Here is a 20272-nt window from a genome sequence, read left to right on the forward strand (position 1 = left end):
CGAGAACGTGCCGTCGGCGTTCCCGCCGACGGTCAGATTGCCCGCACACGCGTGATTGGCCTTCTCGCTTCGATTCTTGTGTGGGTCAGCTCCTATACAGCGTATCTTTGAGGCGGGAGCGATTGCACATCGCTCGACCAAACGGAGAGGCAACAGTGAATCTAACGTCGATCAGATTGCCGCTCTGGCTTCGTTTCGTCCTGATTGCGGGGGGTGTCATCCTTGCTGCCGGTGCAGGTCTCTTTGGCTACCGGTACTATACGCGTCCCGTAACCCTGACTGTGGCGGTCGGCTCGATCGACGGTGAAGCTGCCAAGGCAATGTCGACGATCGCGAGCCGGCTGGTCACGATCAACGCGCCGGTGCGGCTGACAGTCATCGACACCGGGACGGCGCTGGCAGCGGCCAAGACATTCGCTTCGGGCAAGGCCGATCTCGCTGTCGTTCGCGGCGATGTCGGTGATTTGTCGCAAGCGCAGGCCGTTGTTGTCGTCAGCCACGTCGTAGCGCTGGTGATTGCGCCGCCGGGCTCGTCAATCGAGGACATGGCCGGGCTCAAGGGCCATAGTGTCGGTGTGATTTCAGCAGAAACAAACTCCAAGCTCGTGGATGTCTTGAGCAATGAATATGGCCTGGTTCGTGCCAAGGTGTTCAAGGACGTTGCACTGGCAGACGCCCGGCGCGCGCTTCAATCGAAGGAGATCAGCGCTCTCCTCGTCGTCATTCCACTGTCACAAAAATATTTGTCGCTGGTGCGAGGATTCTTCCAGCAGGGTCCCAAAACGTTGCCGGTGCTCATATCAATCGGATCCGCCGGGGCGATCGCGGAAGCCGACCGCGCCTACGAGAGCTTTGACGTGCCAAAGGGCACGTTGCGCGGAGCCCCGCCGGTTCCTGACGACGATCTGACGACGCTGAGAACCGCATTATATCTGGTTGCAAACAAGAAGCTCGGTTCTGATCTGGTCACCAGCCTGACCCAGACGATCATGAACGTGCGCAGGGACCTCATGGTCGAGCAGCCGATCTTTGCGCAAATTGCGGCTCCCAGCACAGATGCGGATGCCTACCTCGCGCTCCATCCGGGAGCCGCCGCCTTCTACAACGGGACCCAGCAGAGCTTCATGGATGAATACGGCAACTGGATCTATCTGACGCCGATGATCTTGGGCGGCATGGCCACGGTGCTCGCGGCGGCCTGGAAATTTCTGGGAATCGGGCCATTCGCAAATGATGGTCCGCTCGACGCGTTGTATGCCCTGGTTCGGCGGATACGGAGTGCAGATAGCGAGGCCGAACTCGGTACGATCGAAGACGAGATTGACGATATCTTGCGGGCGCAACGGGCCAAGGCTGCGGCTGGCGACGAGAGTGCCGTGGATGCCGCAACCCTGAATGTCGCAGCGCACCGTCTGGAGAACCTGATTCACGATCGCCGGCAGATTCTCGCGAATGGACTCACGGTCGCTCGCAACGGGTAGCGGTCTAGTCGATCGAGCGTGCGCGACGCATTTTTGCAATTTGGAAGGTCGGCTGATGGCCGGTCTTGTTGGCAAACCGCGTCCTTGGCGTCGATGGATCGGTATGTCCAAAGTTCAGGTTTGGCAGGAAGGCAACACGGGTGTTTCTGCTATAGTTCGACATTCGAACGGGCGGCGGGTGTCTGCTTTAAGGGTTGAAATCATGCACAAAGCACCTGGATCACTACTGTTGGCCATCGGTCTTGTTCTTTTTAGTCCCCAGGCGCGGGCGCAGCAGATTCCGGCCGAAACGCCTCAGGGGATGCTGGCGGCCCAGATTCGCACACAAGGCTTCACCTGCGAGAAGCCGCTCGGTGCAAAGAAGAATACGAGATTGTCTCGACCAGATCGCGACGTCTGGGTTCTCAAATGCAGCAATGCCAAGTACAGGATTACGCGTGCCCCTGACATGGCGGCGAAGGTCGAACGGCTCCCTTAGCGAATGACCTTCTCTTGTCCTTTACGGACAAGCCGGACCGGCCGGATCGAGTCCGCTCAGGCTCGCGCAATGGTGCGATCTATTGGGCGGGTTCTTCGTCTCTTTCCAGCTGAGGCTTTTCATACAGGACCGCGTTCAACAAGGAACGATGCACCTCGATCTTTCCGTTGTAGCTGATCAATCCCAGCTTGCGAAATTTGTTCAGGAAGTAGCTCACCCGGGATCGGGTCGTTCCGATCATCTCCGCCAAGGTTGCTTGATTGATCGAAGCATCGATTGGTGTTGGCTTTCCATCTTTTCCGAAATTGGCCAGCAGAAGAAGAAGGCGTGCGAGCCGCTTCTCGCTCGAATTGAACAGCTGGTCGATCAAGTCTTCTTCAATGCGATTGCTCCTGGTCACCAGGTAGGTCACCAAAAGTTCTGAAAATCGTGGCTCCTTGCGGAGCGCCGCCATCATCGCCTTCCGCGTGATTGAGGTGATAAGGCACTCCTCCATCGCCCTTGCGGTTCCCACGCGGACCGCCTGACCGTTCAGGCAGCCTTCGCCAAAAAACTGCGCAGCATCCAATATGCCGACGACGGCTTCCTTGCCTTGCTCGGAAACGACGGTCACCTTGACCTTGCCCGATTGGACGTAAAAGACCTTATCGGCCTCTTCGCCCTGGGCGTAGATGATCCGGCCTTTACGGTACTTCAATATCGTCTTGCCGGTCCCGACTTTGGCGAGAAAAGCCTGGGGATCGAACTGTCGCTTTGCAGGCTTCACAAGCCCCTCCTTCGGACCAGCGATCTCTAAATATTAAAACTGGTGTGTTGTGGTCAATATTGACCAGCGGACCAGTTTCCAAGGGGAGAAAATCACCCGGTCGGTGGCCGGTGTCCGGCAATGTGGTGGGCGCCCGCCCGATCCAGAGAGGGTGCCCGCATGCTCGGCCTTCGCACGTTTCCAACCGGTCCGCCGCTGAGCGCCATCGAGCGCCCGCGCTGTCCGCTCTGCCAGACCCGCACGCGGCTGGCCTGCATTGCGTCGGGCGCAGTGGGTTACCAAGTCCGCACTTTCGAGTGCCCCAAGTGTGATCGTGCCCAGCGAACCTTGGTGGTCAGCGACCCCTTGAGCGGCGACGGCCGAGGGTGGCTTAGCGGCCACCTTAAATCCCCGGACTAGATTTTGGCAATCTCAATGGGAGATTAGAAATGGCCGATCAAACAGCTCCATCGCCACCCCGGTTCCAGTCGAACCCACGATGCCAGCGATGTGCGGGCGCCACCGTGGTGCAGCGCATTATGCCTTCGCGACCTGGGCATGAGCATTGGACGCTGCGCTGCAAAAGCTGCGGCCACGTCCATCAAATGCAGGTTGTATCGGGCCCGTCCCAACCCGAACCGCTCGACTGGTTTGAGGGAAATTCGGGATCACCGACATGAACCTCAAAAGGCGTAACAGGACGAAGACCACATTTCTGACGGCCGACCATCTGGACGAGCAGGCAGATGCGCGCGCCAGTGAGGCGAAGCAATTGCCGGAAGGCGAGGCGAGACAGAATGCGCTTCGTAACGCCGCACAGTTGAGGGTGTATGCTTTCATGAAGCGCGCGCTTGCACCACAAGCCGTCAAATCGAAGTAACAGATGCGGATCGGGAGAGTTGCGGCATGTCGGGTTCCGGCTCCGGGATAAACCAAATCACCAATCCGACTTGGATTGCACCACAATGAGCACTGTACCTTCCGACGCGCGACGCTTCCGTCAGCGCGAAGCCGTGAGAACCTCCAACGAGGTCGATGCAATTGCGAACGCTGCCGGCGTCGTCCTTGGTGTGCGCGATGAGGAACCGGCCTTCGAATTGCCCGGGCGGTTGTTCGAGCAACTGCCGTTTGCCGTTTATGTTTGTGACCGGGATGGTCTTGTCGTTCGATACAACCGCCGTGCTGCGGAACTATGGGGCCGATTGCCGAAACTCGGCGATCCCGAGGAACGGTTCTGTGGATCGTATCGAATGTTTCGCCCCGACGGCAGTCTGCTCCTGCACCATCAATGCCCCATGGCCGATGTTCTGCGCACCGGTGTATCCGTGCGCCAGCAGGAAGTTCACATTGAGCGACCTGACGGTTCTCGCGGCATCGCGCTCGTTGACATCGAGGCAGTCAAGGACCGTGAGGGGAACATTGCCGGCGCCATCAACTGCTTCCAGGACATAACGGAGCGCAAACGCGGCGAGGAGGCCGCGCTAAGGCTCGCCGCCATCATCGAATCAAGCAACGATGCGATCGTCGGCAAGGACCTCAATGGCACCATCACGAGCTGGAACGGCGGCACGGAACGCATTTTTGGCTACCTCGCCGAGGAAATCATCGGCCAGCCGATTACGATTCTGATTCCGCCAGATCGCCAGGAAGAGGAAACAGTGATCATGGGGCGAGTCCGGCGCGGTCAGCGCGTCGAACACTATGAAACTGTTCGGCAATGCAAGCATGGGCGCTTGATCGACATTTCCCTGAGCGTTTCGCCGGTCAGAAATGCTCAAGGCGCGGTCGTCGGCGCATCGAAAATCGCGCGCAACATCACCGAGCACAAGCGAAGCCAGGCGCAGGTCGTCAATCTCGCGCACGAGGCCGAGCATCGAACGAAGAACATCCTGGCCACCGTGTTGGCGACGGTGCGACTTTCCCATTCAGCTACGTCTGACGATCTCAAGGAACTGATCGAGGGGCGCATTGGAGCGTTGGCAAAGGTCCATACGCTGTTCGTGGAATCCCGCTGGGCGGGAGCCGAGCTTCACCGCCTGGTCACGCAAGAGCTTCTGGCTTACAGCGGGGAGAGAGGGGCGCGTGTGCGAATTGACGGCCCAGCCGTCATGCTGGAGCCGAGTACGGCTCAGACTGCTGCAATTTCCTTGCACGAGCTCGCGACCAACTCGGCAAAATACGGATCGCTATCGGCGGCGGCTGGTTACGTTGAAATCACGTGGTCCCTTACGGCAGGCGGAAGGCTCAGCCTGCGCTGGGTCGAATCGGGTGGGCCAACCGTCACGCCGCCGACGCACCGCGGGTTCGGCACACGCATTGTGGAAAACATGATCGGGCAACTCAAGGGTGAGGTGCGTTTTGATTGGCGCGCAAACGGGCTCAGGTGCGAAATCGCGTTGCCGCTCGCATAGGCCGGCCCGCGACGTGCCGTCACGGTGCAAGGATGGATAGAGCGGAGCGAAACCCATCATCTCACCGCGCGCCGCTTGATCGGTATCGCTTCCGCCTTCGCTCTTCGAGCTACGGCGGACAAGTCGCTCCACCCATCCTGCGCGACTACTTCAACTGCGTGTTTGCGATCGGCATGATCGAGGCGACGTGCCAGCCGTTTGCATCGTGAATCAGCGTCTGGCTGATCAGAAACTTGTTGTCTCGCGACGGCTGGCCTGGGAGGCCCCGCGTGAAAACGATCGGAACGAGGATCTGCATGACGTCGTCCGAGATCGCGGTGGCGCGAAATTGCGACATGTCGGGCTCGAGATGCCATGTGCCCTGGTAGTATTCCCTGAAGCGATCGGCGACGGCGTCGGGCCCTCTGGTCTCGACGCCTCGCCCGTACCAAAGCATGTCGGGCGAATTCCACAGCATGGCCTTCACGTCGCTGACGTCATGGGCATTTTGCGCAGCGACGAATTTGGCAAAGAACGCGCGTGCCTCGGCTTCACCGGCGGCGGCGGATACACGTCCGCCCGGGATGGTCGCCAATGCGATGAGGAGAAGCGCGGCGCTGACCGAGCGGCGGCGCAGGATGGCCGAGAGGTTGTGAGGCATGGTGTGCGGGCTCTTATTCATGACGAACATCATGATTGTATTCATGATGAGTGTCATGTATAGAGTCAAGCGGGTTCGGAGACGCGCACATGAAAGTGAGCAAGGAACAGGTCGCAGAGCACCGCGCACGGATTTTGGCCGTCGCCGCCAGCCTGTTTCGGCAGCGAGGCTTCGACTATGTCACCGTCGCTGATGTCATGAAGGAGGCGGGCCTGACGCACGGCGCCTTTTACGGACACTTTCCATCCAAGGAGGCGCTGGTCGCGGAAGCGGTTGGGCAAGCGCTGCCACCGGCTCCGGATACGGCCAGGCCGCGCCGCTCGGCGGCGGAATTTGCCAACGGCTATCTCAGCGTCAAGCACCGCGACAACCGCGCCACCTCTTGCCTGTTCTCAAGCCTGGGAACGGAAGCCGCGCGAGGGTCCGCCGATCTCCGGCAGAAAATGACGGCAGCCGTCCGCAGCCGGATCGATCATCTCACTGTTGATGCCGAAGGCGACGTGCCGAAGGAGAAACGGCGCGCAGCAATTGCCGCATGGTCGGCCATGGTCGGCGCGATGGTGCTTGCCCGTTTGGTCGACGATGAGAAACTCTCAAAGGAAATCCTGAGCGAGACGCGGGCGTCTCTTCCTTTCGCATAAGGAACAGGACCGTAGGATGGGTAGAGCGTAGCGAAACCCATCATCTCACCGCGCGGATATAATTGATGGGTATCGCTGCGCTCCACCCATCCTACGCACTGGTGCCTTCGCTAGAGCGTCACCACGATCTTGCCGAGGTGGTTGTTCGCTTCCATGTGCGCGAACGCCTTGCCGATGTCGGCGAATTTGTAGACCTGGTCGATCGGCAGCTGCAGTTTTCGCGACTCCACCGCGGGCCAGATGTCCTTGCGCACCTCGTCGAAGATCTCGCGGATCTCCTCGATCGAGCGGGTGCGGAAGGTGACGCCGATATACTGGATGCGGCGCGCCGCATGCAGGTCGAAGTTGAAGTCGCCATGGGTGCCGCCGAGCCGGCCGACATTGACGATGCGGCCCTTGACCTTGGTCGCCTTGAGATTCTGGTTCGCGACGGGTCCTGAGACCTGATCGACGATCAGATCGACGCCTTCGCCGGAGGTCGCCTGCAACACCTGATCGACCCAGCCGGAATCCTTGGAATCGACCGCGAGATCGGCGCCGAATTCCTTCAAGCGCCCGCGCCGCATCGGATCGGTCGAGGACCCGACCACGAGCTTGGCGCCCTTCAGCTTGGCGATCTGCATCGCCATCAGGCCGACGCCGGAGCTCGCGCCCTGGATCAGCACGGTCTGGCCCGGCTGCAGCGCGCCGTTGGTGACCACCGCATTGTGCATGGTGGCGAGCGCGACGGGCAGGGTGGCGGCCTCGTCGAAATTCATGTTCGAGGGGCTGCGGAACAGCCTTCCGTGATCGGCGAGCGTGTATTCGGCGAACGCCGCGCCGCCGGAGCCCATGATCTTGTCGCCGACCTTGACGCCTTTGGCGTCGGGGCCGAGCTCGGCGACCTCGCCGGCCCATTCCATGCCGAGCACGCTGCCGACGCCGCCGGCCGCGCCATGGACGTGGCCCTTGGTCATGCCGAGGTCGGCGCGGTTCAGCCCGCAGGCGTGGACTTTCACCAGCACCTGGGTGCCCTTCGGCACGGGTTTTGCGACGTCTGATATCTCGGGGCCGTTTGCGCCGTACACATAGGCTTTCATGGGATTGTTCCTGGCTTGCGTGAGATTAATTCCGTCATCCTGAGGAGCCGCGAAGCGGCGTCTCGAAGGATGCACGGCCCGGCCGGTGGCCGTCGACCCTTCGAGACGCGCTTCGCGCTCCTCAGGGTGACGGATCACTACTGGACGCCTATTCCGCGGCCTGGCGCTTGCCGCCGGACATCATGACTTCCAGCCGCTCGCGGATGATCGCTTCCGCCTCGTGGACGATGCGCGAGATCAGTTCGCCGCAGGACGGGATGTCGTGGATCAGGCCCTGCACCTGGCCGGCCGACCAGATGCCTTCGTCGGCATCGCCGGTCGAATAGACCATCTTGCCGCGGGCGCCGGCGACCAGCTCGCGGACGTCCTCGAACTTGGCGCCTTCCTTCTCCATCTGCACGACCTTGGTCGAGATCGCATTCCTGGCGACGCGCGAGGTGTTGCGCATGGTGCGGAAGATCAGCTCGGTCTCGCGCTCGTCATTGGCGACGATGCGTTTCTTGACGAGCTGATGGATCGGGCTCTCCTTGGTGCACATGAAGCGCGTGCCCATGTTGATGCCTTCGGCGCCGAGCGCCAGCGCAGCCACGAGGCCGCGCGCGTCACCGAAGCCGCCGGAGGCGATCATCGGGATCTTCACCTTGTCGGCGGCGGCAGGAATCAGGATCAGGCCGGGGGTGTCGTCCTCGCCGGGATGTCCGGCGCATTCAAAGCCGTCGATCGAGATCGCGTCGGCGCCCATCCGCTCGGCGGACAGCGCGTGGCGGACGCTGGTGCATTTGTGCAGCACCTTGACGCCGTGCTTCTTGAACTCGTCGACATGTTCCTGCGGCTTGTTGCCGGCGGTCTCGACGATCTTGATGCCGCTCTCGATGATGGCCTGGCGATACTAGGCGTAGGGCGGCGGCTTGATCGCGGGCAGGATGGTCAGGTTGACGCCGAACGGCTTGTCGGTCAGCTCGCGGCAGCGCGCGATTTCCTTGCGCAGATCGTCCGGCGTTGGCTGGGTCAGCGCTGTGATCATGCCGAGCGCGCCGGCATTGGCGACGGCGGCAACGAGCTCCGCGCGCCCGACCCATTGCATGCCGCCCTGCACGATCGGGTGGTCGACGCCGAACATCTCGGTGAAACGTGTCTTGATCATTCTGCCCTCGGTTTCCGCTGGAATTTTCCGCGACGCGGACGGCCGCGCACGGTTTGTTTTTGATGTCGAGCGGAAGGATGCAGTCCTGACCGGCAAATGTCTACCGGCCGCCGGCGGCGCGCCCATGCGGAAATGAAGGGGCGCGCGGCGGTCAGGTGAGGGCGGGCTCGAAGCTTTCGGTCAATTGCTCAGGCGCTGGTGTTCGACACGCAGCGCCTCGAGCTATTTCCGTTCCGATTGAATCGGACCGGAGCTCTCGATTCATCTTGACGCGTTTTCTTCACGCGAACCGGTATCCACTTCGCTCGAAAACGCTCTGTTGAGAGCAAGGCAAGATGATGCGCGTTACGCTGGCACAGCCTGTTTCATCGACGCGGCGGTTTCCTCGTCGAACGCGGCTGCGATGTCGCGCATGCTGACGACGCCGATCAGGCTGTAATTGTCGATCACCGGCACGTGGCGGATGTGGTGCTTGGTCATGAGATGACGGATGTGCTCGAGCGTGTCGGTCGAGGTGCACGACACCAGCTGCTGCACCGAGACGAACTGCGACACCTTCATGCTGGCGCCGGCTGCGCCGTGCTCGGCGACCGCGCGCACCACGTCGCGCTCGGTGAACATGCCGACCGCGGTGTTGCCTTCGGTGCGAACGACATCCTTGACCACCAGCGCGCTGATATTGCTGGCGCGCATCAGTTGCGCGGCGATCGCGACCGTCTCGTTCATGCGAACCGTGGCGACGCGAGGGGTTTTCTTGCGCAGGATATCTCCGACTTGCATGGCAACCTCCTTGGGTTATCGTTGACAGGATTCTGGTATACAAAATACCAGTTGTCAACGTGGCCACGGCAGAAATCTACCACCAGGAAATCGCTGAAATAGGCAGGGACGCTGACATTTCGGACGATTATGAGCTGCGATGAGTGACCGGACCTTCGGCTACTCCGGCTCACTGGTATCTGGCATGCCTGACTGCGCCAAAAGAAAGAGGCGCACCGAAGTGCGCCTCTGTCAGTTCGGGAGGAAGTCTCGAAATCAGGCCCGTCAAATCAGGCCGTCACATCAAGCGGTCTTGGCGCTCGTCGCGGTTTCGGTCGCGGCGGCAGCCTCGTTGCCGTGGATGAAGGCGCGGCGCATCGGCTTGACCACGAACAGCGCCATCAGCGCCGCGGTGGCATTGAGCGCGACCGCGATCACGAACACCGCCTGCCAACCATAGCTGGCGGCGACGATGCTGGCGGCCGGCACCAGCAGCGCGGCGGTGCCCTTTGCCGTGTACAGCATGCCGTTGTTGGTGGTCGCGAACTTCGAGCCGAAGGTGTCGCCGCAGGTCGCCGGGAATAGCGAGTAGATCTCGCCGAACACCCCGAAATAGACCGCGGTTGCCAGCACGAACACCAGCGGGTTGTGGCCCCAGGTGGAGAGCGTCAGCAGCATCAGCGCGCCGGTACCGAACGCGATGAACATGGTGTGCTCGCGGCCGATATTGTCGGAGACCCAACCGAAGAACGGCCGTCCGAAACCGTCGAAGATGCGGTCGAGCGAGATCGCAAAGGTCAGCGCCGCCATCTGGAAGCCGGCGAGCGTCACCGGCGTGTTGGCGATCTTGTAGTCGTGCGCGATCGGCGCGATCTGCGCCGCCGCCATCAGGCCGCCGGAGGCGACCATCACGAACACCAGATACATCACCCAGAAGATCGGGCTGCGCAGCACTTGCGGCGGCGTGAAGTCGATCTTGGTCTGCGGCAGATTGAGCTGCTTCTTCTTCGGCGGGATCGTGACCGCAGGCTTCTGGATGAAGAAGGCGAGCAGGAACACGATCAGGCCTTGCCCGATGCCGAAATCGAAGAACGCGGCCTGATAGCCGCTCGAGGCGATCATGTTGGCGATCGGCACCACGGTCAGCGCCGCGCCGGCGCCGAACCCTGCGGCCGTTGCGCCCGCGGCAAGGCCGCGGCGATCGGGAAACCATTTCAGCGCATTGCCGACGCAGGTGCCGTACACCGAGCCGGCGCCGATGCCGCCGATCACCGCCGCGGCGTAGAGCATGGTGAGTGAATCAGCGTACGAGTTCAGCACCCAGGACAGCGTGATCATGACGCCGCCGAACATGATGACGATCCGCGGGCCGTATTTGTCGACGAACCAGGCCTCGACCGGCACCAGCCAGGTCTCGGTCACCACGAAGATCGTGAAGGCAAACTGGATAGCCGCGCGGCCCCAATGATGCGTGCCGTCGATCGGGTCGACGAACAGCGTCCAGCCGTATTGCAGGTTCGCGATCATCGCCATGCAGACGATGCCCATCACGAGCTGCAGCCAGCGGAAGCCACTGGACGAAGGTTGATCTTGTGTGACGGCAGTATTGCTGGAAACCATCAAGTCCTCCCGAGCGCGCTGGTCTTGTGACCGAGTGTCGCAATTATTGTGGCGTATCGTCGCAAGCGCTCGGCGGAAGTTGGTATACTATATTCCAGAAAGCGAGCCCATCTTTCTGCTGCGTCGCAGCAAATCTGGCATACGGAGCCGGAATCGGCATCCATTTCGCTCGAAAATGCTCTGGAAGAAATGAAAACGCCCGGCTTTTGGCCGGGCGCTTTCGTCAGCAGGAGTGAGGTCGTTGTTCAGGCCATAGCCGATTTCGCGACCACGATCTTTCGCCACGGTTTGAGCAGCGCGATCGCCAGCAGCGAGGCGAGGATGTTGGCGCCTGCCGCGATGATGAACACGCTGTCCCAACTGCCCGACGACTGCTGCATGTAGTTGGCGATCGGCACCAGCAGCGCCGCCGTGCCTTTCGCGGTGTAGAGCAGCCCCGCATTGGTAGTGGCGAACTTGCTGCCGAACGTGTCGGTGCAGGTCGAGGGGAACAGCGAGTAGATCTCGCCCCAGGCAAAGAACACGAAGCCCGAGAGCAGCACGAACCACACCGGATCGTGTCCCCAGAGGTAGAGCATCCAGATGCCGAAGCCTTCCATGCCGAAGGCGATGAACATCGTGTTCTCGCGGCCGATCATGTCGGAGATCCAGCCGAAGAACGGACGCGTCAGGCCGTTGAGGACGCGGTCGATGGTCGCCGCGAAGGTCACGGCCGTCATCGTCACCGCCATCAGCGTCACCGGCACGCTGTCGACCTTCCAGTCGACCGCGATCGGCTTCAGGTTCGCCGTCACCATCAACCCGCCGGCGCCGACGATCACGAACATGAAGTACATCAGCCAGAAAATCGGCTGCCGCAGCACTTCGGTCGGCTGATAGTTGCGCCGGGTCTGGATGATGTTGGCATTGGCCACGACCGCCGGCACCTGTCCGGCCTTCGGCGCCAGCAGGAAGAAGGAGAGCAGCACGATGATGATGCCCTGGCCGAGACCGAAATAGAGGAAGGTGGTCTGGAAGCCGGAATCCTTGATCATCGCCTGGATCGGCGCGACCGTGAGCGCCGAGCCCGCGCCGAAGCCGGCGGCGGTGATGCCGGCGGCAAGTCCGCGCTTGTCGGGAAACCATTTCAGCGCATTGCCGACGCAGGTGCCGTAGACACCGCCGGCGCCGATGCCAGCGACGATCATGCCGAGATAGTAGCCGTTCAGCGTGGTCGCCTGCGCGTTGATCGCCCATCCGATCGCGCAGAGGATGCCGCCGACCAGGACGACGATGCGCGGACCGTATTTATCGACGAACCAGCCCTCGACCGGCACCAGCCAGGTCTCGAACAGCACAAAGAGCGTAAAGGCCCACTGGATCGATGCGCGATCCCATCCAAACTTCTTCTGGATGTCGGGGACGAAGAACGTCCACCCGTATTGATAGTTTGCGATCATCACCATCGCGGCGACGCCGATCGCGAGTTGCGTCCAACGATATGTGTCGCTGACACGCGCGGCCGTCGGGGCCGCAGTTGCCTGAACCATGTCCGCCAATTGATCCTCCCAGTGCGCCCTTGTCGTTGCTTATGGCGCGCGACCGGCATCTTGGTATCTGATATGCCAAGGTTCAAGCTGTCGCAGCGGTAACGCGCGCTTATGCCGCACGGGACTCAGTGGGCATCGCGGGACAGTAATTCAGCGCGCAAAGAAAATGGCCCCGGAAATCGGGGCCATTGGTCGAAGGTTGAATGTCAGGTCGGGTTTCGCGACGAAAGCCGCATCCGGTGGAGAGTGCCGGAAAACCCTTGCCTAGAGGCCGAAGCGCGGCAGGTCGCCATTGCGGTTGGAGATCTCCGCGCTCTTCATCAGCAGGCGGTCGATCGAGGCCAGCAGGCGGCTGAACAGGGTGGAGGAGGGCGCGAGCGCGAAAGCGGTGGTCTTGGACATTGGTGTCCCCTTTGGCTGGAAGCCAGCAACGGGCCGGCTCATCATCTGCAGCCAAATTATGTATACCAGATGCCAGACGCAGCGGACTTGTTTGCATAGCAGCATTCGCGACTGTGCAATGCAGCAAAACCGGCTGATTGGCATCCCAGATTGAGGGGCCGCGGACCGAACCCGGACCCCTAAGGGTCAGAATCTCCAGCTAAAACTGGCCTTTACCAAGTGATCCTGCACCCGGCCGGCGAGCTGACCGACATAGGCGATGCCGAGGCTGGGCCTGCGGCGTGACCTTGAGGTCGAGCCCGCCTTCGACCAGCGCCGCATTGCGCGCCAGCGGCACACCGGCCACGCTGAAACCGGTTCCCAGGTTCTGGAACGCGAGCGCCGCCGTCGGGGTCACGTCGCCGAAGGCGTATTGCCAGGCCACCGAGGCGCGCGGCGTCAGCTGCATGCCGGGGGCGAGCGCGAGATTGCTGGCAAAGCTCGCGGGAATACGATTCCGCCGCTGTGCAAGCTCGGCCTCGACGGCTGAAGCGGGGCGAACAGGTCGTTTTTCCATGGCGTGTCGACGATGGCGAACGAAGCAAGGTGGCGCCGTGGGGCCACCTTGCTTCAATATCAATACTCTGAAGATGATCTAGCCCGCGGTGGGCTCATCTTCGGACAAGGTCTGCTCAATAGCGGCGGGCATTTTCGCAACCGACATCAGTGAGCGCGCGACCTGATTGAGCACCTGATCCGCGTTCTCCTCTTCCGCCAACGTCTTCGAGAGCAGCGCGACGAGAGCACCGTACCGCAATTGCTGCGCGAGGTTGCGGGCAGTCGTGTAACCCGCGATTTCGTAGTGCTCGACACGCTGTGCCGCGCCGATCAGCGCAAGATCCGCGGCTGCATCGTCCTTTTTGGCGCTCTCCTTGATCACTTCGCCGCCCTCTTCGACAAGTCCCTGCATACCCTTGCAGGGCTTGGCGCGCGGCTTCTTGCCTAGCAACCCGAAGCACTCGTCGAGACGGTCGACCTGCGCTTCGGTTTCGGCCAGATGAATTGTGAAGAGCTCGCGGAGCTGGTCATAGCGTGCCGCCTCGATCATCTCAGGCAACGCCTTTGTCAGTTGTTTCTCGGCATGCAGGAGATCCCGCAGCTGATCGATCAACAGATCGTCGAAGCCAACGAAAGCTTCGGTCGGGGAACTCTCGGCAACGATGGAAGGTGTCGCGCCGGGATCGCCGCTCTGGAGGGCCGGTGATTCCATGAAAACCCAAGCATCACCCTCGTTCCAGGGACCTCGGGTGTCGATTTCACCGTTGTCGCCGGAACCGGTCGAATCGTTGAAGAACTGGTCGACAAGGCCTGGCGTAGGGGCGATACGGCCGATGCTGAACGTGGGCTTGCCCATACTCTCAAGCGCAAGCGCGAACGCCTTCATATGAGTGATTTCCCGCGTCATCAAGAACTGCAACGCATCCTTGGTGCCGGCGTCATCACAGAAATTGATCAGTCGTTCATAGACGATCTTGGCGCGCGCTTCTGCAGCGATGTTGCTGCGCAGATCAACGTCAAGCTCGCCCGTGATCTTGAGGTAGTCGGCCGTCCAGGCGTTGCCTTGCGAGTTGAACAGATTGACGCCGCCCCCGCCGGCAATCGCGATCAAGGGATCGGCTTCCGCCGCTTCGCGATCGAACTTCGAGGGCTTCAGATGCAGGCGTGCGAGGGAGCCGACGACTTCGAGGTGGCTCAATTCCTCGGTTCCAATATCCATCAAGAGATCCTTGCGATCCGGATCTTCGCAATTAAGGCCCTGAATGGAGTATTGCATGGCGGCCGCCAGCTCGCCGTTGGCGCCGCCGAACTGTTCCAGCAGCATATTGCCGAACCGAGGATCGGGTTCATCGACCCGGACCGTGAACATGAGCTTTTTGACGTGATGGTACATTGAAAGACCTTTGATTGGCAGGGAAAGCTCGAGGCCAACTGGACGCTGTGTTGAACGTTCCTAATTCCACTCGCGCCGCAATCAGTTCTGCTCAGAACGTTTTCAATGCAGCGTTTCCGCTGCGGCTTCGTCGACCGCAGCCATCAAGTCGGCCGTATCCGACTGCTGGATCATATGGCCGGCTCTCGGGCGGTGCATTTTGCTGTGCTTGATCTCGTCATGCAGCCTGCCGGACTGCTCGTCGATGTCGATGAGGCGATCATCCTCGCCTGCCAGGATGACGACCGGCATGGCCAGTTCACCGTAGGTCTTCGCGGACAGGATCGCCGCAGGAACCATTAGCGCAGCCTCGGCGGCACTGGCGCGAAGTTGCGATGGGCGCACGGCCAATGATTTTGGAAAGCCGTCGAATTTTTGAGGGACGGATTTCGGTCCGAAAAGCTGCCGTAGCATGGCAGGCCACATGATACGGCTGAGGATCGGGGAAATTGTGTGACTGAGGATATCACCGAAACCAGGTATCGCCGGCCCGGTCATCGCCATGATCGCGTCGGTGCGCGCCGTCGGGAAATAGTATCCCGATGCCAGTATGAGGGCTTCGACCATTGAGGGATGCTTGCTTGCCAAGGCGACTGCAACGGAAGCTCCCCAGGAATGTCCGAGCACGATCGCCTTTTCGACGCCAAGGTGCGCAAGCGCGTCCCTGAAGAGATCAGCCTGAGCGGCGGGGGTCCATACGACATTTCGGGGCCTCAGGCTGTAGCCGAAGCCCGGGCGATCGAACACGATAACGCGATAGTGCTTGGCTGCGAGATCGATGAGACCACTTGTCTCAAAATCCTGAATCATGCTGCCATTGCCATGAAGCAGGACCAGAGGCCGGCCGGACCCGCGTTCGACATAGTGCAGGCGGACACCGTCGATTTCGATGAAACGTCCTTGTGGCGGATGATCGCGTTGCGCCTTGTCGGCAAGTCGTTGATTGACGACCGCAGCGGCAGCCATCAAGCCGATCGTGGCGACTACGGTGGACGCGATCGGATATTCCTTCAGAGCACGAAAGGTGCTGGTTGCTAGCGATGGCGAACGTTTTTTCAGTATGCGCATGTGATACTTCCGCTGGACGGAGCCAGCTGTTCGAGACGGGGAGGGGGCGTCGCCGGATTAACGTCCTGGTCTGATCACGACCTTGATGACGCCGGCTTCTTTGTCCCGGAGTTTCATGTGCATCCCGGAGGCGTTTCGAGGCCGGCCGGATGGGGCACCCACAAAGCTGGGATCGATTTGGTCCTCAACGATCTCGTAGCCAACAACGTTGCGGCCTTGAACTCATCGAGGACAGTTCCGGTGGTGCCATGGCGGTCATGTCGTGCAGACGCAACAGGAGGCGCAACCATATGTTCCTAGCACTGCGAAGAGCTGCGGCACGGCAGGATTAGGAACGAACCTCGCAAGGCCCGATTGGGATTCCATAGGACGATTTGACTGAGCAACGGGAGACGGCCGTGCGCAAGCTTGTAGTCTTGATGTTACTTACGGCCGGCGCGGGCGTGCTCGATGGCGCGGGACCTGCGGATGCCCAGGAATATCGCTGGTGTCTTCAGGGAAAGCAGACCGGTTATCCGGGCGACTGCAACTATCAGACGCGGGCACAATGCATGGCATCGGCGTCCGGCCGCGATGCCGGATGTGGCATCAATCCGCGTGCGGCTTTCGCGCGGCAACGTCGGCCTAACTGATGCTCGACCGGAATTAGCCAAAGTTCCCACGCCGCGGGCTGGCACTGCTCGGCAGCGATATCGAGCTTTCTCTGAGCACAACGGAAGGCTCGCTGCGGCTCTTCCTTCGCTTCCTGTTCGCGCAAGCTAACGGTCAAGCCCATCCCTTCGAACGCGGGATTCAATGTCATGGATCGAGACAAGAGCGGACGTATCGTTGAGACTTCACTCGAAGCGCGCCAGGGCGAGCTCGGTCGCGGCATGTTGATGCTGCTGGCCGTAAGCCTGGCGCTTGCAGGGCTCATCATGGCGGGCACGTGGTTGATATTTTTCGGAGCTTGATCGCAGGCAAGCAGCGCGGCGATGGAGGAACTAAAGCGCCGATGCGGGCTTGGCTCACTCCTCACACCTTGGAGATAACTATGAAACGCCCGTTCCTTTTCGTTTGCATTTCTTTATTGGCGGCTGCCACGGCGTTGCCGGCCTCAGCGCAAAATCCACCGGCGCAGTCCGGACCGAACAACAACGCGGTCAACAGTGCCGGTCAGAACAACTCCGACGCTCCTGTCGCGGGTCGCAACAGTTTCACCGAAGGACAAGCCAAATCGAAGATCGAGGATGCTGGCTACGCCAACGTCACCGAACTGAAGAAGGACGACAACGGCGTTTGGCGCGGCCAGGCCAGCAAAGGCGGATCGGCCACTGCGGTAAGCGTCGACTTTCAAGGCAACGTCAATTCAGCCAAGTAATTCGGCCAAGTAAGAAGGGTACAAAATGACCATTACGATTTCTCGTCTTTACGACAAATACAATGACGCCCAGCAGGCTGTTCGACGCCTCGAGGCTGCCGGCGTGCCGCATTCGGACATCAGCATCGTTGCCAACAATTCGGATAGCTGGTTCAGCACCGACAAGAAGGTCGATCGTGACCGCGATGGTGTCGACGATCGCGCCGAAGGTGCCGGCAAGGGCGCTGGCATCGGTGCGGGCCTGGGTGGCGCCGCCGGTCTTCTTGCCGGCCTCGGCTTGCTCGCGATCCCTGGTCTTGGGCCCGTTGTCGCAGCCGGCTGGCTGGCCGCGACTGCTGTTGGTGCTGCCGCGGGAGCAGCTACGGGCGGAATTGTCGGAGCGCTCACGGAGGCCGGCGTTTCAAGAGAGGACGCGGGCACCTACACGGAAGGAGTCCGTCGCGGAGGTACGCTCGTGTCGGCGCGCGTAGCGGACGCGGAGCGGTCTCGCCTTGAGACGATACTTGACGAGTCGTCCGTCAACTTGCGTGACCGGAGTGCCGCCTGGCAAAAGGCCGGGTGGAAATCGTTCGATCCTGCCAGCCAGCCCTACGGCGCCAAAGAGATTCGCGAGGAGCGGCAGCGCTACGGTGGGTCACTGCGCTAAAAACATTGCGACGGCTTGCTCTGGCAAGCCGTCGCTTATTCCATAAAGATCCCTTCAAGCGGCGGCCAGGCGTCCAGGCGACGCCGCACACGGTGCTTCGCCGGTGCCGAACGAGCCGGGACGTGAGCCGGCTCGTTGCGCGCATTCAGATAACGCTTGGCGATACGGGCACCGGTATTCCGCCGAATCTTCTGTCCAAGATGTTCGATCCATTTTTCACGACCAAAGAGGTCGGCAAAGGGACCGGGCTCGGTTTGTCCCAGGTTTATGGTTTTGCGCACCAGGCGGGCGGAACGGTGACGGCAGACAGCAAGGTTGGACAAGGAACAACGATTACAATCTACTTGCCGTCCTGTGCAGACGAGCAAATCAGCAGCAAGGAACTCGCCGCTGCCCGGGCAAAGCCGAGGCAGCCGCAGCGGCAGACGCTTCTCGTTGTCGACGACAGCCCCGAAGTGGCGGATGTGACATCCTCGCTGTTCGAGCATCTGGGTTATGAAACCATCTATCGAGATTCGGCCGAAGCGGCACTGAAATTGCTCGATACCGGTACAAAGATCGATCTCGTCTTCAGCGATATCGTCATGCCGGGGACCATCGATGGCGTCGGGCTCGCGAGAGAAGTTCGGTCGCGATATCCCGGTTTGCCGATAGCCCTTACAACCGGTTATAGCGATGCCGCGAAAGCAGCTCCGTCGAGTCTAAGAATACTTCGCAAGCCGTTCGATACCGAGGCACTGAGAGATTTTATCCAGGATCTTACGCCGCCGAGATCAGCGCGATCGTCCGGCATACCCTTGGCGTCAGGCACGACTGACGCTGTGCGCAGAAGTTGACCGGTCGCACCATCGCGGGCGGATCTTATTGAGGTCGCTATCGACGCGGAGAGCGGGCAACCAGCCCAAACAAAAATGGCCGCGGTTGCCCGCGGCCATTTGTCGATTTGATTAGGTGCAGCCCTTACTCCGCCGCCTGCTTGCGCGGCGGATCGAGCGCGCCGGAATCGTGGATATCGGCGACCTGGTGATCGGAGAAGCCGAGCACCTCGCGCAGGATCTCGTCGGTGTGCTCGCCCAGCAGCGGCGAACGGGCGACCTCGCTCGGCGAATCCGACAGCTTGATCGGGTTGCCGACCGAGATGTACTTGCCGCGGGTCGGGTGATCGACCTCGACCACGGTGCCGGTCGCGCGCAGCGACTGGTCTTCCGCGATCTCCTTCATCGAGAGGATCGGGCCGCAGGGGATATCGTCCTTGTTGAGGATCTCCATCGCCTCGAATTTTGTCTTCGTCATCGTCCACTGTTCGATGCGACCGAAGATCTCGTTCAGGCGGGGCAGGCGGGCCGGCGGCTTGGCGTAGTTCGGATCGGTCTTCCAGGTCGGCTCGCCGATCACGTCGCAGATCTTCTCCCAGACCGGGGCCTGGGTGATGAAGTAGATGTAGGCGTTCGGGTCGGTCTCCCAGCCCTTGCACTTCAGGATGCGGCCGGGCTGGCCGCCGCCGGAATCGTTGCCGGCGCGCGGCACCGCGTCGCCGAACGGAATGCCTTCGCCGAACTGGCTGTATTCCTTGAGCGGGCCGTGGGCGAGGCGCTGCTGGTCGCGCAGCTTGACGCGGGCGAGGTTGAGCACGCCGTCCTGCATCGCCGCGGTGACGCGCTGGCCCTGGCCGGAGTGGGTGCGCTGATAGAGCGCGGTGACGATGCCGAGCGCGAGATGCAGCCCGGTGCCGCTGTCGCCTATCTGCGCGCCGGTGACCAGCGGCAGGCCGTCGCGGAAGCCGGTGGTCGAGGCGGCGCCGCCGGTGCACTGCGCGACGTTCTCGTAGACCTTGCAATCCTCATACGGGCCGGGGCCGAAACCCTTGATCGAGGCGACGATCATCTTGGGGTTGATGGCGTGGATCTTCTCCCAGGGGAAGCCCATGCGATCGAGCACGCCGGGGCCGAAATTCTCGACCAGCACGTCGCACTGCTTGATCAGCGCGGTCAACACTTCCTTGCCCTTCGGGTTCTTGGTGTCGAGCGTGATCGAGCGCTTGTTGTGGTTCAGCATGGTGAAATACAGGCTGTCCACGTTCGGAATGTCCTGCAGCTGGCCGCGCGTGATGTCGCCGACGCCGGGACGCTCGACCTTGATCACGTCGGCGCCGAACCAGGCCAGCAATTGCGTGCAGGTCGGACCCGACTGGACGTGGGTGAAATCGAGAATGCGAACGCCCTTGAGCGCCTTGGTCATATCTTTTGCTCCGTGTACTCTGGTCTACCCCTGCACCCGCAGGGAAAATGGGTTGAAGGGGT

General features: G+C 61.2%; 22 protein-coding genes and 1 pseudogene. 11 read left to right on the top strand and 12 right to left on the bottom strand.

Annotated features, from left to right (window positions below):
- Nucleotides 1–155 precede the first annotated feature (155 nt).
- Nucleotides 156–1481 (top strand): TAXI family TRAP transporter solute-binding subunit, encoded by a 1326-nt coding sequence (locus tag HAP54_RS30650; RefSeq protein ID WP_224741717.1) that lies wholly within the window; start codon nt 156–158, stop codon nt 1479–1481.
- Between the two features lie 55 nt (nt 1482–1536).
- Nucleotides 1537–1959 (top strand): hypothetical protein, encoded by a 423-nt coding sequence (locus HAP54_RS30655; RefSeq protein WP_224741716.1) that lies wholly within the window; start codon nt 1537–1539, stop codon nt 1957–1959.
- 79 nt (nt 1960–2038) lie between these two features.
- On the opposite strand, the gene HAP54_RS30660 is transcribed toward HAP54_RS30655, so the two are convergent.
- A complete protein-coding gene (locus HAP54_RS30660) occupies nt 2039–2725 on the bottom strand; it encodes a Crp/Fnr family transcriptional regulator (RefSeq protein ID WP_224741715.1) in 687 nt (228 codons plus the stop codon).
- A gap of 655 nt (nt 2726–3380) precedes the next feature.
- Between HAP54_RS30660 and HAP54_RS30665 the strand changes: the two genes are divergently transcribed.
- Complete coding sequence (locus tag HAP54_RS30665; protein ID WP_166293854.1) at nt 3381–3584, top strand: hypothetical protein; 204 nt, start codon at nt 3381–3383, stop codon at nt 3582–3584.
- 85 nt (nt 3585–3669) lie between these two features.
- Nucleotides 3670–5115: a sensor histidine kinase gene (locus tag HAP54_RS30670; protein WP_166293856.1), complete on the top strand. Its 1446-nt coding sequence runs from the start codon at nt 3670–3672 to the stop codon at nt 5113–5115.
- A 145-nt stretch (nt 5116–5260) separates the two neighbouring features.
- Here the strand turns inward: HAP54_RS30670 and HAP54_RS30675 are convergent, their stop codons facing one another.
- Nucleotides 5261–5800 (bottom strand): nuclear transport factor 2 family protein, encoded by a 540-nt coding sequence (locus tag HAP54_RS30675; protein ID WP_339156778.1) that lies wholly within the window; start codon nt 5798–5800, stop codon nt 5261–5263.
- Between the two features lie 44 nt (nt 5801–5844).
- Here HAP54_RS30675 and HAP54_RS30680 point away from each other — a divergent pair, with 44 nt between their 5' ends.
- Complete coding sequence (locus HAP54_RS30680) at nt 5845–6396, top strand: TetR/AcrR family transcriptional regulator (protein WP_166293858.1); 552 nt, start codon at nt 5845–5847, stop codon at nt 6394–6396.
- A gap of 110 nt (nt 6397–6506) precedes the next feature.
- Here the strand turns inward: HAP54_RS30680 and HAP54_RS30685 are convergent, their stop codons facing one another.
- Entirely contained in the window at nt 6507–7475 is a 969-nt protein-coding gene (locus HAP54_RS30685) for a zinc-binding dehydrogenase (protein WP_166293860.1), read from the bottom strand.
- 148 nt (nt 7476–7623) lie between these two features.
- Nucleotides 7624–8619 (bottom strand): annotated as a pseudogene (locus HAP54_RS30690) (NAD(P)H-dependent flavin oxidoreductase).
- Here HAP54_RS30690 and HAP54_RS30695 point away from each other — a divergent pair.
- On the top strand, nt 8612–8755 hold the full coding sequence (locus HAP54_RS30695) for a hypothetical protein (protein ID WP_166293862.1): 144 nt from the start codon (nt 8612–8614) through the stop codon (nt 8753–8755). The pseudogene HAP54_RS30690 and the gene HAP54_RS30695 sit on opposite strands and share 8 nt — an antisense overlap.
- A 209-nt stretch (nt 8756–8964) precedes the next feature.
- On the opposite strand, the gene HAP54_RS30700 is transcribed toward HAP54_RS30695, so the two are convergent.
- The 7 genes from HAP54_RS30700 to HAP54_RS30730 form a co-directional block, all read right to left on the bottom strand.
- Entirely contained in the window at nt 8965–9399 is a 435-nt protein-coding gene (locus HAP54_RS30700; protein WP_166293864.1) for a CBS domain-containing protein, read from the bottom strand.
- A gap of 282 nt (nt 9400–9681) precedes the next feature.
- A complete protein-coding gene (oxlT, locus tag HAP54_RS30705) occupies nt 9682–10998 on the bottom strand; it encodes an oxalate/formate MFS antiporter (RefSeq protein ID WP_029082331.1) in 1317 nt (438 codons plus the stop codon).
- A gap of 245 nt (nt 10999–11243) precedes the next feature.
- Nucleotides 11244–12536: an oxalate/formate MFS antiporter gene (oxlT, locus tag HAP54_RS30710; protein WP_175619243.1), complete on the bottom strand. Its 1293-nt coding sequence runs from the start codon at nt 12534–12536 to the stop codon at nt 11244–11246.
- A 255-nt stretch (nt 12537–12791) separates the two neighbouring features.
- Complete coding sequence (locus HAP54_RS30715; RefSeq protein WP_166293866.1) at nt 12792–12929, bottom strand: hypothetical protein; 138 nt, start codon at nt 12927–12929, stop codon at nt 12792–12794.
- A 199-nt stretch (nt 12930–13128) separates the two neighbouring features.
- Nucleotides 13129–13485, bottom strand: a complete 357-nt coding sequence (locus HAP54_RS30720; protein WP_166293868.1) for an autotransporter domain-containing protein — start codon at nt 13483–13485, stop codon at nt 13129–13131.
- Between the two features lie 78 nt (nt 13486–13563).
- On the bottom strand, nt 13564–14859 hold the full coding sequence (locus HAP54_RS30725; RefSeq protein WP_166293870.1) for a DUF892 family protein: 1296 nt from the start codon (nt 14857–14859) through the stop codon (nt 13564–13566).
- Between the two features lie 102 nt (nt 14860–14961).
- Nucleotides 14962–15966 carry an alpha/beta fold hydrolase gene (locus HAP54_RS30730; RefSeq protein ID WP_166293872.1) on the bottom strand — a complete coding sequence of 335 codons (1005 nt, stop codon included), beginning with the start codon at nt 15964–15966 and terminating at the stop codon, nt 14962–14964.
- Between the two features lie 398 nt (nt 15967–16364).
- Between HAP54_RS30730 and HAP54_RS30735 the strand changes: the two genes are divergently transcribed.
- The 5 genes from HAP54_RS30735 to HAP54_RS30755 all read left to right on the top strand — a co-directional run bounded on the left by HAP54_RS30735 (nt 16365) and on the right by HAP54_RS30755 (nt 18808).
- The gene (locus tag HAP54_RS30735) at nt 16365–16598 is read left to right on the top strand and encodes a DUF3551 domain-containing protein (RefSeq protein WP_312022801.1); all 234 of its coding nucleotides are present in this window, start codon (nt 16365–16367) and stop codon (nt 16596–16598) included.
- Between the two features lie 168 nt (nt 16599–16766).
- A complete protein-coding gene (locus HAP54_RS30740; RefSeq protein ID WP_166293873.1) occupies nt 16767–16919 on the top strand; it encodes a hypothetical protein in 153 nt (50 codons plus the stop codon).
- An 80-nt stretch (nt 16920–16999) separates the two neighbouring features.
- Complete coding sequence (locus HAP54_RS30745) at nt 17000–17326, top strand: hypothetical protein (protein ID WP_165128486.1); 327 nt, start codon at nt 17000–17002, stop codon at nt 17324–17326.
- 25 nt (nt 17327–17351) lie between these two features.
- Complete coding sequence (locus HAP54_RS30750; RefSeq protein WP_166293875.1) at nt 17352–17972, top strand: general stress protein; 621 nt, start codon at nt 17352–17354, stop codon at nt 17970–17972.
- 122 nt (nt 17973–18094) lie between these two features.
- A complete protein-coding gene (locus HAP54_RS30755; RefSeq protein WP_224741714.1) occupies nt 18095–18808 on the top strand; it encodes an ATP-binding protein in 714 nt (237 codons plus the stop codon).
- Nucleotides 18809–18932: 124 nt separating this feature from the next.
- On the opposite strand, the gene frc is transcribed toward HAP54_RS30755, so the two are convergent.
- Entirely contained in the window at nt 18933–20210 is a 1278-nt protein-coding gene (gene frc / locus HAP54_RS30760) for a formyl-CoA transferase (protein WP_166293877.1), read from the bottom strand.
- Between the last annotated feature and the right edge of the window lie 62 nt (nt 20211–20272).

Source organism: Bradyrhizobium sp. 2S1 (genome assembly GCF_011516625.5).
Classification (GTDB): domain Bacteria; phylum Pseudomonadota; class Alphaproteobacteria; order Rhizobiales; family Xanthobacteraceae; genus Bradyrhizobium; species Bradyrhizobium septentrionale.